The sequence below is a fragment of the Kitasatospora purpeofusca genome (assembly GCF_042691725.1).
GTDB classification, from domain to species: Bacteria; Actinomycetota; Actinomycetes; order Streptomycetales; family Streptomycetaceae; genus Kitasatospora; species Kitasatospora purpeofusca_B.
Genome location: NZ_CP170483.1, coordinates 327,069 through 341,735, shown reverse-complemented (window position 1 = coordinate 341,735; position 14,667 = coordinate 327,069). Strand labels below are relative to the sequence as shown.

At 75.4% G+C, this 14,667-nt stretch carries 15 protein-coding genes; 6 read left to right on the top strand and 9 right to left on the bottom strand.

Going from position 1 to position 14,667, the window contains the following annotated elements; all coding sequences use genetic code 11:
• Positions 1-3: 3 nt before the first annotated feature.
• A complete protein-coding gene (locus tag ACFCLZ_RS01550) occupies positions 4-693 on the bottom strand; it encodes a polysaccharide deacetylase family protein (RefSeq protein ID WP_380282741.1) in 690 nt (229 codons plus the stop codon).
• A gap of 219 nt (positions 694-912) precedes the next feature.
• Between ACFCLZ_RS01550 and ACFCLZ_RS01545 the strand changes: the two genes are divergently transcribed.
• Positions 913-1,698, top strand: coding sequence for a GNAT family N-acetyltransferase (locus tag ACFCLZ_RS01545; protein ID WP_380282740.1), 786 nt, complete (start codon positions 913-915; stop codon positions 1,696-1,698).
• Positions 1,699-1,743: 45 nt separating this feature from the next.
• On the opposite strand, the gene ACFCLZ_RS01540 is transcribed toward ACFCLZ_RS01545, so the two are convergent.
• Both ACFCLZ_RS01540 and ACFCLZ_RS01535 read right to left on the bottom strand, forming a co-directional pair.
• Positions 1,744-2,037 carry a putative quinol monooxygenase gene (locus ACFCLZ_RS01540; protein WP_380282739.1) on the bottom strand — a complete coding sequence of 98 codons (294 nt, stop codon included), beginning with the start codon at positions 2,035-2,037 and terminating at the stop codon, positions 1,744-1,746.
• Positions 2,034-2,915: a helix-turn-helix domain-containing protein gene (locus ACFCLZ_RS01535; protein ID WP_380282738.1), complete on the bottom strand. Its 882-nt coding sequence runs from the start codon at positions 2,913-2,915 to the stop codon at positions 2,034-2,036. The genes ACFCLZ_RS01540 and ACFCLZ_RS01535 overlap by 4 nt, the downstream gene beginning before the upstream one ends.
• 234 nt (positions 2,916-3,149) lie before the next feature.
• Here ACFCLZ_RS01535 and ACFCLZ_RS01530 point away from each other — a divergent pair, with 234 nt between their 5' ends.
• Positions 3,150-3,887, top strand: coding sequence for a hypothetical protein (locus ACFCLZ_RS01530; RefSeq protein ID WP_380282736.1), 738 nt, complete (start codon positions 3,150-3,152; stop codon positions 3,885-3,887).
• A gap of 55 nt (positions 3,888-3,942) precedes the next feature.
• Positions 3,943-4,902, top strand: coding sequence for a prolyl aminopeptidase (gene pip / locus ACFCLZ_RS01525; protein WP_380282735.1), 960 nt, complete (start codon positions 3,943-3,945; stop codon positions 4,900-4,902).
• A 79-nt stretch (positions 4,903-4,981) separates the two neighbouring features.
• Here the strand turns inward: pip and ACFCLZ_RS01520 are convergent, their stop codons facing one another.
• Entirely contained in the window at positions 4,982-5,857 is an 876-nt protein-coding gene (locus ACFCLZ_RS01520) for a hypothetical protein (RefSeq protein ID WP_380282734.1), read from the bottom strand.
• Between the two features lie 140 nt (positions 5,858-5,997).
• On the bottom strand, positions 5,998-7,101 hold the full coding sequence (locus ACFCLZ_RS01515; RefSeq protein WP_380282733.1) for an NADH:flavin oxidoreductase/NADH oxidase: 1,104 nt from the start codon (positions 7,099-7,101) through the stop codon (positions 5,998-6,000).
• Between the two features lie 306 nt (positions 7,102-7,407).
• Here ACFCLZ_RS01515 and ACFCLZ_RS01510 point away from each other — a divergent pair, with 306 nt between their 5' ends.
• The gene (locus tag ACFCLZ_RS01510) at positions 7,408-8,154 is read left to right on the top strand and encodes an SAM-dependent methyltransferase (RefSeq protein WP_380282732.1); all 747 of its coding nucleotides are present in this window, start codon (positions 7,408-7,410) and stop codon (positions 8,152-8,154) included.
• A 120-nt stretch (positions 8,155-8,274) separates the two neighbouring features.
• Here ACFCLZ_RS01510 and ACFCLZ_RS01505 read toward each other — a convergent pair whose 3' ends face one another.
• Genes ACFCLZ_RS01505 through ACFCLZ_RS01495 form a run of 3 tightly spaced genes read right to left on the bottom strand, consistent with a single transcriptional unit; the run spans position 8,275 to position 11,585 of the window.
• Positions 8,275-9,129, bottom strand: coding sequence for a fumarylacetoacetate hydrolase family protein (locus tag ACFCLZ_RS01505; protein ID WP_380282731.1), 855 nt, complete (start codon positions 9,127-9,129; stop codon positions 8,275-8,277).
• Positions 9,122-10,090 (bottom strand): 3,4-dihydroxyphenylacetate 2,3-dioxygenase, encoded by a 969-nt coding sequence (locus tag ACFCLZ_RS01500; RefSeq protein WP_380282730.1) that lies wholly within the window; start codon positions 10,088-10,090, stop codon positions 9,122-9,124. The genes ACFCLZ_RS01505 and ACFCLZ_RS01500 overlap by 8 nt, the downstream gene beginning before the upstream one ends.
• Positions 10,083-11,585 (bottom strand): aldehyde dehydrogenase family protein, encoded by a 1,503-nt coding sequence (locus tag ACFCLZ_RS01495; protein WP_380282729.1) that lies wholly within the window; start codon positions 11,583-11,585, stop codon positions 10,083-10,085. Before ACFCLZ_RS01495 ends, ACFCLZ_RS01500 begins: the two co-directional genes overlap by 8 nt.
• A gap of 152 nt (positions 11,586-11,737) precedes the next feature.
• Here ACFCLZ_RS01495 and ACFCLZ_RS01490 point away from each other — a divergent pair, with 152 nt between their 5' ends.
• Both ACFCLZ_RS01490 and ACFCLZ_RS01485 read left to right on the top strand, forming a co-directional pair.
• Positions 11,738-13,246: an aldehyde dehydrogenase family protein gene (locus ACFCLZ_RS01490; protein ID WP_380282728.1), complete on the top strand. Its 1,509-nt coding sequence runs from the start codon at positions 11,738-11,740 to the stop codon at positions 13,244-13,246.
• Positions 13,243-13,986 (top strand): gamma-glutamyl-gamma-aminobutyrate hydrolase family protein, encoded by a 744-nt coding sequence (locus tag ACFCLZ_RS01485; protein WP_380282727.1) that lies wholly within the window; start codon positions 13,243-13,245, stop codon positions 13,984-13,986. The genes ACFCLZ_RS01490 and ACFCLZ_RS01485 overlap by 4 nt, the downstream gene beginning before the upstream one ends.
• A gap of 63 nt (positions 13,987-14,049) precedes the next feature.
• Here ACFCLZ_RS01485 and ACFCLZ_RS01480 read toward each other — a convergent pair whose 3' ends face one another.
• On the bottom strand, positions 14,050-14,622 hold the full coding sequence (locus tag ACFCLZ_RS01480) for a MarR family winged helix-turn-helix transcriptional regulator (protein ID WP_380282726.1): 573 nt from the start codon (positions 14,620-14,622) through the stop codon (positions 14,050-14,052).
• Between the last annotated feature and the right edge of the window lie 45 nt (positions 14,623-14,667).

Sequence of the window (14,667 nt, the reverse complement as noted above, 5' to 3'; positions counted from 1 at the left end):
CGCTCAGCGGCAGGGGAGGAGGGCGAAGGTGTAGCCGCGGGACTTCAGGGTGCGCAGGACGGCGGGCAGGGCGGCGACCGTCTGGCTGCGGTCGCCGCCGCCGTCGTGGAGGAGGACGACGGAGCCCGGCTTGACCGCGTCGAGGACGCGGCGCTCGATGGCGGCGCGGCCGGGGCGGGCCCAGTCCTGGGGGTCGACGCTCCACAGCTGGATGCTCTTGCCGAGGCCCGCCGCGGCCGAGCGGACGGTGCCGTTCACCCCGCCGTAGGGCGGACGCAGGCACGTCGGGGTGGTGCCGGTCTGCGCCCGGATGCGCGCGTCGGTGGCCGTCACCTGGTCCTGGAACGCGGCTTTGGAGACCTTCCGCAGGTCCGGGTGGGACCAGCTGTGGTTCTGCACGCTGTGCCCCTGGGCGCCCACCTGCCGGGTGACCTCGGGGTTGGCGGCGACGTTCTGGCCGATCTCGAAGAAGGTGGCACGCACGCCGTACTGGGACAGCAGCGTGAGCACCTGCGGGGTGTAGCGCGGGCTCGGGCCGTCGTCGAAGGTGAGGTAGACGACCTTGGCCGCGGCGGCCTGCGCCGGGGCGGCGGGCAGGGCGACGACGGCGGTGGCGGCCGCCACCAGGGCTCCGACGGCGAGCCGGGCGGCGCGGCGCCTGCGGGGCCGGTCCGCTGCGCGGGGTGAAGACACAGGTCCTCCCAACGGCCGCGGCACGGGAACGAACCCGGTGCCCGCCCCCTCCCCGGCACTGCGCCCCAATGTAGCGGCCGGGCCACGCACCGTCGCGGGTCCGCGGTGGACCGGGGTCGCACTTCGGCCAGGCCGCGCGGGTCCGAGCCCCGGGCGGCCCTCCCGGTGCGCCCCCCGGGCGAGGTACCGTCGAAGTCCGCGACCAAGAAACGGTTCCCGATGCCCCAGCAGCCCGCGCTCGCCCCCGACGGCGCCCGTCCCGGCGCCGTCGCCGCCGTCCCGCACCCCGCGCAGGCCCCCGGCGCCACCGCGCCCGGTCACCCCCTGGACAACCCGGTGCGCTCCGCCCTGCTCGGCCCGCACGCGGGCCTCGCCGCGCGGAACGGCGTCGCCCTGCGCTACCCGGCCGACGTGTCGCCGTTCGTCGCCCTGCCGGACCGGCCCGACGCCCGGGCCTGGCGGGACCTGGCGGCGCTGGTCGCACCCGGCAGCGTCGTCGGCGCCGTCGGCTCCCCGGAGGAGGTGCCCGCGGACTGGGAGCTGGTCCAGGAGCTGCCCGGCGTCCAGCTGGTGGGGGACGCCGTGCGGACCGGGCCCGACGAGGAGGCCGTCCGGCTGGGACCGGCCGATGTGCCGGAGATGCTGGCCCTGGTGGAACGGACCCAGCCGGGCCCGTTCCTGCCCCGGACCGTCGAACTCGGCCGCTACCTGGGCATCCGGCGAGGCGGCGTGCTGGTCGCGATGGCCGGCGAGCGCCTGCGACCGCCGGGCTGGACGGAGCTGAGCGCCGTCTGCACCGCCGAGTCGCACCGGGGGCAGGGCCTCGCCTCCCGGCTGGTGCGGGCGGTCGCGGCGGGGGTGCGCGAGCGCGGCGACACGCCCTTCCTGCACACCGCGGCGGTGAACACCGGCGCGATCCGGCTCTACGAGGCGCTGGGCTTCCGGCAGCGCCGCCAGGTCACCTTCCTCGTCCTGCGGGCCCCCGGCGGCGGGCCCGGGGAGTGACGGCGGCCCGGCCGGGCCCCCGGTTCGGCGGGCCCGGCCGCCGGTTCAGCGGGTGAACGACGAGAGCACCTCGGCGAGTTCGACCTGCGGCTCCTCGGCGAGAAGCTCGGGGAACCGGGCGAGCAGACCGGTCACGTAGGGGGCGGCGAAGTGGGCGTCGCGGGCGGCGCCGTCGGCGTACCGCTCCGCCACCAGGAACCGGTCGCCGTCCTGACGGGCGACGGTGTACGCCAGTGCGCCCGGTTCGCGCGGGGTGGACTCGGCCACCTCGCGCAGGGCGGCTTCCAGGGCGTCCGCCTGCTCCGGCTTCGCCCGCAGGATCGCCAGCACCATGGTCATGGGGTTTCCTTCCGTGTCGGTAGGAGGCCAGCCTCGCCGGGGGAGCCCAGCGGCGGATAGTAGAAATGCGACAGCCCGCGTCCGAGCAGGGCGGTCGGGCGCTGCCCGGTGAGCCGGCGGAACTCACGGATGAAGTGCGCCTGGTCGTAGTAGCCGGCCGCCAACGCCGCCGGCAGGTAGTCGCGTTCGTCCTCCCGCAGGAGGTGCCGGGCGAGCCGCTGGAACCGCGCCAGGCGCTGGAACTCCTTCGGCCCGGCCCCCACCGCCGCCGGGAACGCCCGCTGGAGCCGGCGCGCGCCGACCCCGGCCGTCTCGGCGAGCCGGTCGATCCGCAGCCCGGCCGGCCGGCGGTAGACGCGCCCGACGGCGGCGTCCAGCCAGGGTTCCGGGCGGTGGTGCTCGGCGAGCAGCCCGGTGAGGAACCCGTCCAGCGCGGCGACCCGTTGCCTCGTGCCGGGGGCCGTCCGGACCCGGTCGACGAGCCGCCGGCCGGCCGCGCCCCAGAGCTCCTCGGCGTCCACGACCCGGTCGGCCACCTCGTCGACGCCGAGCGGTACGAGGTGGCGCAGCGCGCCCGCCCGCAGCCGCACCGCCAGGAAGCCGGTCGCTCCGGGGAGCCGGTCCAACTGCCAGGCGGTGCGGCGAAGGCAGACGAGGTGGGCGGCCGGCAGCCGCGTCGGCACCCCGCCGCCGTCGGCCGGCCGCAGCTCCACCCCGCCCGCCCGGTGCACCCACAGCTCGGCGCCGGTCCCCGGCAGCAGCCGGGGCAGCGCACCCGCCCCGCCCTCGCACCACCAGTAGCGCTCGACGAGTGCCCGCAGCGCGGGCGCGGGCGGTGCGTGGCCGACCGGCGGAGGGTCCGGTGGGGGTGCGGTCATGACGGTGATGCTAGAAGACGGAGCGCGGGGTTCCCCGCGTGGTCGCGCACCCCCGGGAAGCCTATGCGGCGCAGCAACAGGGCGCTAAGCTGCGGACTTCTGAGCCAGTACCTGACAGGCCGTGCCACGGCCGGTGCCCCGGGCCGCCCCTCACCCGGATCCCATCGGCCGCGTCACGACCCGTCGCCGTTCGGTGCTGGGGACTCTGATCGACCGGTAATGAAGGAGGGGCAGATGGAGTCGTTTCCCGCACGGATGGTGCGGTCGTCCAGACGCCGTGCCGACCTGTTCGCCCGCGCCTACCGGCGCGTGGCCCCTGGCGTCCTGCGGGTCAGCGTGGGAGCGCTGTACCTCTGGTTCGGGTTGCCGAAGTTCTTCTCCGGAGCCAGCCCCGCCGAGGACCTCGCCACCCGCTGCATGAGCCTGATGACCTTCGACGCGGTGCCGCCCGGCGTCTCCCGGTTCCTGCTGGCGCTGATGGAGGTCTCCATCGGGATCGGCCTGGTCACCGGGGTGCTGCTCCGGGTGACGCTCGCCGTGTTCTTCGTCCACATGACCGGCGTGTTCGCGACGCTGGTGCTGCTGCCGAACGACGTGTGGGCCCACGGTGTCCCGCCGGTGCCCACGCTGGAGGGGCAGTACATCCTCAAGAACATCGTGCTGATCGCGGCCTGTCTGACCGTCGCCACCCGGGAGCGGCACGTGCCGGGGCGCGGGAGCGGGGCCGAACCCGGGACGGAGCCCGGGACGGAGCGCGGGCCCGGGCCGGCCGCGTCCTGCGGCGCGCCGCTCCCGGCGGGCCCGGCTCCGGGAGAGCCGCAGGACCCGGCGGCCCGGCCCCGGACGAAGCCCGGCCCGCGCTTGCGCTCCCGTCAGCCCCGCCGGACCTCGGCCGGCCGGGCGGGCGCGGCACCGGGCCTCCACACCGGGTCGGCGCTGCCGTCGGTGGCGGCGGCCCGTGAGCCCCGGTAGCCGCTCACGAGATTCCGGACCCGCCGATCGGGGAACTCGCGTACGATCGGCCGTCATGGTTGACCTCTATCCTCCGACCGGCCCCTACGACCGCGGGTTCCTCGACACCGGAGACGGCAACCGCCTCTACTACGAACAGCTCGGCAACCCGGACGGCAAGCCCGCCGTGCACCTCCACGGCGGCCCCGGGGCGGGCACCCCCGACCGTCCGACGCGGGCGTGGGACCCGCAGGCCTACCGGGTGGTCCGCTTCGACCAGCGCAACTGCGGGCGCAGCACGCCGCACGCCGGCGACCCGGCGGCGGACATGCGGCTGAACACCACCCGGCACCTCATCGAGGACATCGAGCGGCTGCGCGAACACCTGGGCATCGAGCGGTGGTTGGTCAATGGCGCATCCTGGGGCTCGGCGCTCTCCGTCGCCTACGCGCAGCAGCACCCCGAGCGGGTCACCGAGGTGGTCGTCGCCGCCGTGTTCACCGCCCGCCGCTCGGAGATCGACTGGCTCTACCGGGGCGCCGGGCAGTTCCACCCGGAGGCCTGGGACCGGTTCCGTGACGCCGTCCCCGAGGGCGAGCGCGACGGCGACCTGCTCGCCGCCTACGCCCGGCTGATGGAGCACCCGGACCGCGCCGTCCGCGAGCGCGCCGCCGCCGACTGGCTGGCCTGGGAGGACGCCGTCGTCTCCGGCGAGCCGAACGGCGTGCCCGGCATGTACAGCCGTCAGGAGACCGACGCCCGGGTCGCCTTCGTGCGGATCTGCGCCCATGTCTTCGGCCACGGTGCCTGGCTGGAGGAGGGCCAACTCATCCGCGACGCCCACAAGCTGGCCGGAATCCCGGGCGTGCTGGTGCACGGCCGGCACGACCTGGGCTGCCCGGTGCAGACGGCCTGGGAGCTGGCCAAGGCCTGGCCGGGCGCCCGCCTGCACATCATCGAGGACTCCGGCCACGCGGGCAGCGAACTCATGGGCCTCACCGTCCGCGAGGCCCTGGAGGAGTTCAAGACCCGCTGAGCGCCCGACCGCCCCGGCGCGCGCCGGGGGTGGTCGGTGTTCTGGAGCGAGGTCGAGTCCGGCGCGGGCGGGGGGATGCTCAGTGCGCCCCCGGGGCCTGCGGCAGCCGCACGACGGCGGCACCGGCCTGGGACTCGCCGAACCGCCAGCCCGCGACGAGGGAGCAGCCGACCGCCTCCAGGACGTCGTCCCACGGCCAGTTGCCGGTGCCCGAGTAGAAGCCGCCCTCGCTGCGCGCGTCGGCCTCGGCGAGGCAGAGCAGGCGGAGGTGGTCGCGCAGCGCGGGAGGCGTGACCGCGCCCAGCCTCTCCTCCCAGGGCTCGGCGGCGGAGCGGGCGCGGCTCATGTCCTGGACGGACACCAGGTGCTCGGGGCCGCGTCCGGTGAAGGTGGCGGCCCGCATCGCATCGGTGAGCGTGCCGTCGGTGGCGACGCGCAGCAGCACGGTCAGCCAGGTGTTCAGCTTCTTCGCGTGCTCGCCGGTCAGGTCGACGCCGTGGCGGCCCAGGAGCGCCCCCAACTCCGCGCCCCGCACCAGCAGTTCACCGTACTCGTCGACGGTGGAGACGGTCCGCAGATCGGCGACGAAGGCGTCGTCGAACGGCCGAGGGCCCTTGTGCCCGTCGTCGCCCCACGCTCCCGTTCCCGCCAGGAGGTCGGCGTCGAAGCGGAACAGCGACCCGCCCAGGTCGAACCGCCACGCCCAGGGGGAGAAGGGGTGCTCGCCGTCCGGGTCCGGGAGGTGCCTCGGCGCCCGGCCGGACAGTGCGTCAGGGGTGGTCCAGGGATTGGGGAACAGGAACTCGTCGAGGGAGTCCGAGGCGTAGAACACCCCGTACCGGGCGGCGGGGTCGACGGCCGGCGGCTCACCGCCGAGCAGGATCCCGAAGGCACCGGCCAGCGCGGTGTCCCATTCGCTGGAGCCGGCCGCCGGAGCCGTCTCGGGCGTCGTCATGAGCACTCCTTCATGTCACGTCGCGTGGGCAGACGCAACGTACCGCCCGCGACCGACACTTCCCCCACCGGGCCCGCCGGCCGGCGCCCCCTCCCGGCGGCGGGCGACGGCCGGCGGGCCCGGGGCCGGCGGGCCGTTCGCTACGCCCGGTGGTACGGCGACGGGGTCGCGACCTCGCCGCCGAGGACGGCGGCGGCGTGGCGGGCCCAGAACGGGTTGCGCAGCAGCTCGCGGCCGAGCAGGACGGCGTCGGCCCGGCCGTCGGTGAGGATCTGCTGGGCCTGGGCCGGGTCGGTGATCAGACCGACGGCCGCCACCGGCAGGTCGGTCTCCTTGCGGACCGCCTCGGCGAACGGCACCTGGAAGCCGGGGGCGGCCTCGATCCGGGCGTCGGGCACCAGGCCGCCGGTGGAGACGTCGAGCAGGTCGACGCCGTGGGCGAGCAGTTCCTTGGCGAGGCGGACGGTCTCCGCCGAGGTCCAGCCCTGGCGTCCGTCCTCGGGGTTCTCGGTGAGCCAGTCGGTCGCGGAGATGCGGAAGAACACCGGCAGGTCCTCGGGCCACACCGCGCGGACGGCGTCCACGACCTCCAGGGCGAAGCGGGTCCTGCCCTCGAACGAGCCGCCGTACGCGTCGGTGCGGCGGTTGCTGTGCGGGGAGAGGAACTCGTGGACGAGGTAGCCGTGCGCGCCGTGGACCTCGACGACCTGGAACCCGGCGTCGAGCGCGCGCCGGGCGGCGTCGGCGAACTGGCCGACGATCTGCTCGATCTGCTCGACGGTCAGCTCCTGCGGCGTGACCCGGGCGTCGTCGAACGGGACGGCGCTGGGGGCGAGCGGCGTCCAGCCGTGCGCCTCGTCCGGGTGGATCGCGCGGCCGCGGTCGACCCAGGTCCGCTCGGTGGACGCCTTGCGCCCGGCGTGACCGAGCTGGATCGCGGGCACGGTGCCCTGCGCCTTGAGGAAGGCGGTGATCCGCCGGAAGGCGTCGGTCTGGGTGTCGTTCCACAGGCCGAGGTCGTAGGGCGAGATCCGGCCCTCGGGGCTGACGGCGGTGGCCTCGGTGATGATCAGCCCGGTGCCGCCGGCGGCGCGTGCGGCCTGGTGGGTGAAGTGCCAGTCGTGCGGAACGCCCGCCAGCTCGCCGTCCGGCGCGGCGCTGTACTGGCACATCGGCGGCATCCAGATCCGGTTGGGGATGGTGAGCGACCGCAGGGTGTAGGGGCTGAAGAGGCTGGTGCTCATGTCGGACTCCTGGTCTGGTCGGCAGGCGGAGAGGAGGCGGACCCGCAAGTGATTGCAGCCGCAATCTCTGCTGGAACAATAATTGCATGCGCGCCCTATATGCAAGCCGCGTCCGCTCCGCTGCCGCCGGCGCGGCGTCTCCTCGAAAACCGGTGGACAGCCGCAGGCGGTCGGCCTACCTTGGCGATCATCGGTGAGGGAACACGACTGCGGGGGTGGAGCGGATGAGCGTTCGGATCGGCGCGGCCGACTGGCGGAAGCCGCGAACAGCTGCCCTGACCTCATCCGACCGAAGGACACTCCGAAGTGGATCTTCCACGTAGTTTCGTCATCCGCGAGAGCAGCCACCGCAATCACAACCCGTTCACCAGCGAGAAGCTGGCCACGCTCGGGCACGCGCTCCGGCTGCCGCCCGACGCGAGCGTGCTCGACCTGGCCTGCGGGTCGGGGGAGCTGTTGTGCACCTGGGCCCGGGACCACCGGGTCACCGGCACCGGAGTGGACATCAGTACCGCGTTCATCGACCGTGCACGGGCCCGCGCCGCCGAACTCGGCGTCGCCGATCGGGTGGGCTTCGTCCACGGGGATGCCGCCGGCCACGTGGCCGATGAGCCCGTCGACGTCGCCGCCTGCGTCGGCGCCAGCTGGATCGGTGGTGGCGTTCCGGGCACGGTCCGGCTCCTCCAGGAGAGCCTCAAGCAGGACGGGATCATGCTCATCGGCGAGCCGTTCTGGCGGCGTCGGCCGGTGGACCAGGACGTTGTGACCGGCTGCCACGTCGACAGCGTCGACGACCTCCTCGTCCTGCCCGGGCTCGTCGAGCAGTTCGGTTCACTCGGCTACGACGTCGTGGAGATGGTCCTCGCCGACCAGGACAGCTGGGACCGCTACCGGGCCGCACAGTGGCTGAACGTCCGCCGCTGGCTCGCCACCCACCCCGACGACGAACTCGCCGCCGGCCTGCGCGCGGAGCTCACCACGGCTCCGGCGCGCTACGCGCGCTACGAACGCGAGTACGTCGGCTGGGGCGTCTTCGTGCTCATGCGTCGCTGACCGACGGCCGGGGCGGCGGTCCGGCCCGCACGATGCGGTGCGGGCCGCCGCCCTCCCGCGCGACCTCGTCCGGACTCCGTGAACCGGTGGGCCGCCGCCCCGCCCCGCGCCGTTCCGCGGTCAGAAGGTGGTGCGGACCGGGGGCCGGATGCCGCGGAACTCCCAGTCGCCGCCGAGGGCCGTGGACAGCACCTCCTCGGAGGCCGTCACCTGGGCGCCGACGTCCGTGCGGATCGGCGTCGGGCCGGTGACCACGTGGTTGCGCAGACGGCCGAGGCCCTCCGCCTCGACCTCGACGACGTCGCCGGGCCGCACCGGGCGGGAGTTGGCGGGGGTGCCGGAGAGCAGGACGTCGCCGGGGTGGAGGGTGATGGTGCGGGCGATGTCGGCGACGAGGTAGTGCATGTCCCACTCCATCTCGTCGGTGGAGCCGTCCTGGACGAGTTCCCCGTTGACGTAGGTGCGCAGGTACTTGCCGCGGAAGTCCCAGTCGGTGACCAGCCCCGGTCCCAGCGGGCCCAGGGTGTCGGAGCCCTTGACCCGGAGCATCGAGCCGGCGTCGGTGTCCCGGAAGTCGTGCAGGCCGAAGTCGTTGGCGACGGTGTAGCCGGCGATGTACGCCCCGGCGTCCGCGGGGGCGATGTTGCGGCAGGTGCGGCCGATCACGATCGCCACCTCGCCCTCGTAGTTGAGGTAGTGGCAGCCCTCGGGGCGGACGACGGCGCCGCCGTGCGCGTTGAGGGCGGAGAGCGGCTTGTGGAAGTACGTCGGGGCCGGGGTCAGCCGGATCCCGAACTCCTCGACCCGGCTGCGGTGGTTGAGGTGGACGGCGACGATCTTGCCCGGGACGACCGGCGGCAGGTGGTGGGCGGTGCCGGCGGCGACCCGGCGGCCGTCGCCGGCCACCAGTTCGGCGCCCTCGCGGCGGACCTCGACGACGGCGCCGTCCAGCAGGATGCGGCGGTACTCAGGCATGGGCGTTCTCCTCGCCGGGGAAGGCTTGGTGCGGGTCGACGTGGTGGTGCGGGTCGTGCCGGACGGCGCCGGGGCGCGGCGCGCTCCAGCCCGCCGCCGGGCGGTCGAACCAGAGCAGCGCCTGCCCGGTGCCGACCGAGTTCTCGTACTCCCCGTACTGCCGCGCGGGCGCGGTGCAGCGCTGCTCGCCGAGGGCGCCGGCCAGCATCAGGTAGTGGGCGAAGCGGGCCTCGGGCTTGAACCGCTGGAACGCGTCCATGGTGTCGAGCACCCGGTCGTGCCGGCCGTCGCGGAACCAGGCGATCCGCTCCTCGTCGGCGGCCCGCGCCTCGGGGGTGAAGATGTGCGCGGGGTCGCTGGACTCGTGGTCGCGCAGTTGGCGCAGCGGCCAGAAGGTGTGCGACAGCGCGCCCGAGGCGATCACCAGGACCTTGCGGTCGACGGCGGCGATGCCGTCGGCGAGCGCCCGGCCGAGCCGCAGGTGGTCCTCGGCGTCGCCGGTCTGGCAGACGCCGATGCTCATCCAGCGCTTGTCGGGCAGGCCCTCGCCGAGGTACTTCCAGAGGTTGACGGTGGCGTAGTGGACGGGCAGGCAGGGGTCGTCGATCGGGGTGATCCAGGTGCCGTGGCGGTCGGCGAACCGGGCCACCGCGTGGGCGAGTTCCCGGTCGCCGGGGTAGTCGTAGACCATCCGGCGCATGCCGCGCGGCAGCTCCTCCGAGGTGAACAGGCCGGCCCGGCGCTGCTGGGCGGCGATCACGAACTCGACGGTGGTGGCCCAGTGCGAGTCGAGGACGACGACGGTGTCGTAGTCGAGGGTCTCGAAGACGTCCCGGCGCAGCTCGCGCAGGCCGGTGACCAGGGTGACCTCCCGGCCCTCGTTGAGCTCGCGCCGGGTGGCCTCGGGCAGCACGATGGTGGGCACGTGGGCGAGCAGCCCGGCGCCGACGATCTCACCCATGGTCGACCCATCCCCTCGGGGCGGTGACGGTGTTGCGCAGGTCGCCGTAGAAGTCGAAGCTCCAGTCGCCGCCCTCGCGGCCGATCCCGGACTCGCGCGAGCCGCCGAACGGGGCGCGCAGGTCGCGGACGAAGAAGCAGTTGACCCAGACGGTGCCGGCCACCAGCCGGTCGGCGACCCGGTCGGCGCGCGCCCGGTCGCCGGTGGCGACGGTGGCGGCGAGGCCGAAGCGGGTGCCGTTGGCGAGGGCGACCGCCTCCTCCTCGGTGTCGAAGGTCTGCAGGGTGAGCACCGGGCCGAACACCTCCTCCTGGACGATCTCGGAGTCCTGGCGGACGTCGGTCAGCAGGGTCGGCCGGTAGTGGAGGCCGCCCAGTTCCTCGTTGGGTCCGCCGCCGAACACCGCGCGGGCGCCGGCGGCCAGGGCGCGCCGCACGAAGCCGTCGATCCGCTCCAGTTGGCGCGGGTGGATGATGGGGCCGACGTCGGTGGTCTCCGCGCGCGGGTCGCCCTGGCGCAGCGCGGCGGCGCGGGCGGCGAGCCGGGCGGTGAACTCCTCGGCCACCGAGGACTCCACGAGCAGCCGGGTGGCGGCCAGGCAGACCTGCCCGGCGTTGTCGTACTGCTCGACGGCGAGGTCCGCGGCGAGGTCGAGGTCGGCGTCGGCGAAGACCAGCAGCGGGGACTTGCCGCCCAGCTCCAGGCTGACCGGGGTGAGGTTGCGCCCGGCGGCCTCGGCGATCCGCCGGGCGGTGGGGACGGAGCCGGTGAAGCTGATCCGCCGCACGCCGGGGTGGGCGGTGAGCGGCGCGCCGACCTCGGCGCCCAGGCCCTGGACGACGCCCAGGACGCCGTCGGGCAGGCCGGCCGCGGCCGCGATGTCGGCGAGCAGCGAGGCGGTGAGCGGCGACCACTCGGCGGGCTTGAGCACCACGGTGTTGCCGGCCGCGAGGGCGGGGGCGACCTTCCAGGTGGCCAGCATCAGCGGGGCGTTCCAGGGGGTGATCAGGACGCTCGGGCCCGCCGGGTCCCAGCTGACCCGGTTGGTGTGGCCGCGGGTGTCCAGCGCGGGGTGGCCGAGGGCGAGCAGCCGGTCGGCGAAGAACCGGAAGTTGTGGGCGACCCGGGGCATGACGCCGCGCCGGTGGGAGCGGAGCAGGGCGCCGTTGTCGGCGGTCTCGACGGCGGCCAGCTCCTCCAGCCGGGCCTCGACGCCGTCCGCGATCGCGTGCAGCAGCCGGGCGCGTTCGGCGGGGGAGGTGGCGGCCCAGCCGGGGAAGGCGGCGGTGGCGGCGGCGACGGCCGCGTCGGCCTCGGCGGCGGTGCCCCGGGCGATCCGGGCCAGCTCGGCGCCGTCGATCGGGGAGTGGTCGGCGAAGGTGTCGGCGGAGGCGACGCGGCGTCCGCCGATCCAGTGCCGGGTGTCCACGGGGACCCCGGCCACCGTCGCGAGGTGGGGCGGCGCCTCGGCGGCGGCCGCAGGGTGGACGGACATGCGCCCTCCTGGTTCTCGTTTGGCTCCAAACAACGTAGGCCCCGGGATCCGTCGGGGTCAACCCTTGGAAGCGGTCGCGCCCTTGGCTATCGTTTGCCTCCAAATGACACCCCGGCGGCCCTCGAACCGCCGCGAGTTCGACCGGAGGCACCGTGACGGGCGCACCCCACGACGATGACGACACCCACGAGGGCTGGCAGCGGCGCGCCCGTGCGCTCGCCCTCCCGACCGCCCACCTCGTCGACGGCGCCCCGGAACCGGGCGGCGGCGCCACCTTCGCGGTGGTCTCCCCGCGCGACGGCCGCCTCCTGGCCGAGGTCGCCGCCGGCGGGGAGGCGGAGGCGGACGCCGCCGTCGCCGCCGCCCGCCGGGCCTTCGACCGCGGCCCCTGGCCCCGGCTCGCCCCGGCCGAGCGCGGCCGCGTGCTCCAGCGGCTCGCCGAGCTGGTCGAGCGGCACCGCGACGAACTCGCCCTGCTGATCAGCCTGGAGATGGGCAAGCCGGTCACCGAGGCGCGCGACATCGAACTGCGCGCCGTCGCCGCCACCTTCCGCTGGTACGGCGAACTCGCCGGCAAGCTCGCCGACGAGGCCCCGCAGACCCCGGGCGACGCGCTCGCGCTGGTCACCCGGGAACCGGTCGGCGTCGTGGCGGCCGTCGTGCCCTGGAACTTCCCGCTCACCATGGCCGCCTGGAAGGCCGCGCCCGCCCTCGCCGCCGGCTGCACCGTCGTCCTCAAGCCCGCCGAGCAGTCGCCGCTGTCGGCGCTGCGCCTGGGCGCGCTGGCCGTCGAGGCCGGACTGCCCGACGGCGTCCTCAACGTCCTGGCCGGCCAGGGCCCCGCGGCCGGCCGCGCGCTCGGCCGCCACCCGGACGTCGACGCGCTCGCCTTCACCGGCTCCACCGAGGTCGGGCGGCACTTCCTGCGCTACGCCGCCGACTCCAACCTCAAGCGGGTCTGGCTCGAACTGGGCGGCAAGTCCCCGAACATCGTGCTGCCCGACGCCCCCGACCTGGAGCGGGCGGCGGCCACCGCGGCCTGGGGGATCTTCTTCAACCAGGGCGAGATGTGCACCGCGCCGTCCCGGCTGCTGGTCCACCGCGCGGTCGCCGACCGGGTGGTGGACGCCGTCGTCGAGCGCGCCCGCACGCTGCGGGTCGGCGACCCGCTCGACCCGGCCACCGAGATGGGCCCGCTGGTCACCGCCGCCCACCGCGAGCGCGTCCTCGGGCACATCGCGGCCGCCCACCGGGACGGCGCCCGGCTGCGGGCCGGCGGCGAGGCGGCGCTGCCCGACAGCGGCGGCTCCTACCTGCGGCCGACCGTCTTCGACCGGGTCGGCCCGACGATGCGGCTCGCCCGCGAGGAGGTGTTCGGCCCGGTGCTCGCCGTGCAGGTCTTCGACACCCCCGAGGAGGCCGTCCGGATCGCCAACGACAGCGTCTACGGGCTGGCCGCGGGCCTGTGGACGGCCGACCTCTCCACCGCGCACCGGATGTCCAGGGCGCTGCGGGCGGGTACCGTCTGGGTCAACTGCTACGAGGAGGGCGGTCTCGAAGTGCCCTTCGGCGGCGTGCGGCAGTCCGGGCACGGGCGCGACAAGTCCGCGCACGCGCTGGACAAGTACACCGACCTCAAGACCACCTGGATCCGGCTGTGAGCGCGCCCCGGCCGCTGATCGCGCTGCCCGCCCGGCACTCGGCCTCCGCCTCGGCGCTGCGGTACGCCGCCGTGGTGGCCGCCGAGGCGCTCGCCGAGGCCGTCTACCGGGCCGGCGGCGAGCCGTTCGTGATGCTGCCCGCCGGGCCCCGCGCGCCCGGGGCCGCCGGGGCCGAGGAGGTCGCCGAGCGGCTCGCGCGCTGCTCCGGCCTGCTGCTGCCCGGCGGCGGGGACCTCGATCCGGCGCACTACGGCGCGGACGCCCGGCACCCCGACGTCTACGACCTGCACACCGGGCAGGACGCCTTCGACCTGGCACTCGCCGGGTACGCCCTGCCCACCGGACTGCCGACGCTCGCCGTCTGCCGCGGCCTTCAGGTCGTCAACACGGTGCTCGGCGGCACCCTGGAGCAGGACATGGGCGGCCCCGGCCGCGACCACCGGCACGTGGTGCACCCGCTGGCGCCGCGGGCCGGGAGCCTGCTGGCCCGGCTGGTCGGCCCGGGGGAGCGGGAGGTCTCCTGCTACCACCACCAGCGGGTGGCCCGGCTCGGACGGGGGCTGCTGGTGACGGCGCGGGCCGCCGACGGCACCGTGGAGGCGGTCGAACTCGCCGAGCCGGCCGGGTGGTTCCTCGGTGTGCAGTGGCACCCGGAGGACACGGCGGCCACCGACCCGGCCCAGCAGGCGGTGTTCGACGCCCTGGTCGAGGCGGCGGCCGCCGAGGGCCGCCGGGGCTGAGCGCACGGCGGAAGGGTCCGGTCCTCCTCCTCGGAGGACCGGACCCTTCCGGTGAACGGTGCGTCAGGCCTCGCGCCGGCGGCGCCCGCCGGGGCGCGGCGGCGGGGGAGCGTCGGCGGTCAGCTCGGCGCGGCGGGCCTCGCCGTCCTGCTCCAGGGTGCCGACGACCCGGCGCAGCAGGCCGGCCAGCTGCTCGCACTCCTCGTCGGAGAGCGCGCCGGACACGAAGGCCTCCTCCTGGTTGAAGCGCGGGAACAGCTCGGCCATCAGCTCCTCGCCGGCCGGGGTGAGCCGCAGCAGCACCATCCGCCCGTCCGACGGGTGGCCGACCCGCTCGACCAGGCCGCGCGACTCCAGGGTGCGGGCGACCCCGGTGAGCGTGCCCTTGGAGATGCCCGCCTCCTCGGCGACGTAGCGGGTCTCCGTCTCGCCCCAGATCCAGACCACCCACAGGACCACGAAGGAGGTCCAGGTCAGCTGGGCGCCGCGCAGGACGGAGTTCTCCAGGTGCTGGCGGACGGCGGCCGCCGCGCGGTGGATGTTGCCGACGGCGGCCATCTGCGCGCGCAGCAGCGGTACCCCGCCCAGCTTGGCCCGGACGGCGTGCTCGGTCTCCTCGATGGTGCGGTTGGTCACCGGTGGTCCCCTCCCCGCGGGCGGGCCGCGGTCGTGTCGTGGGGC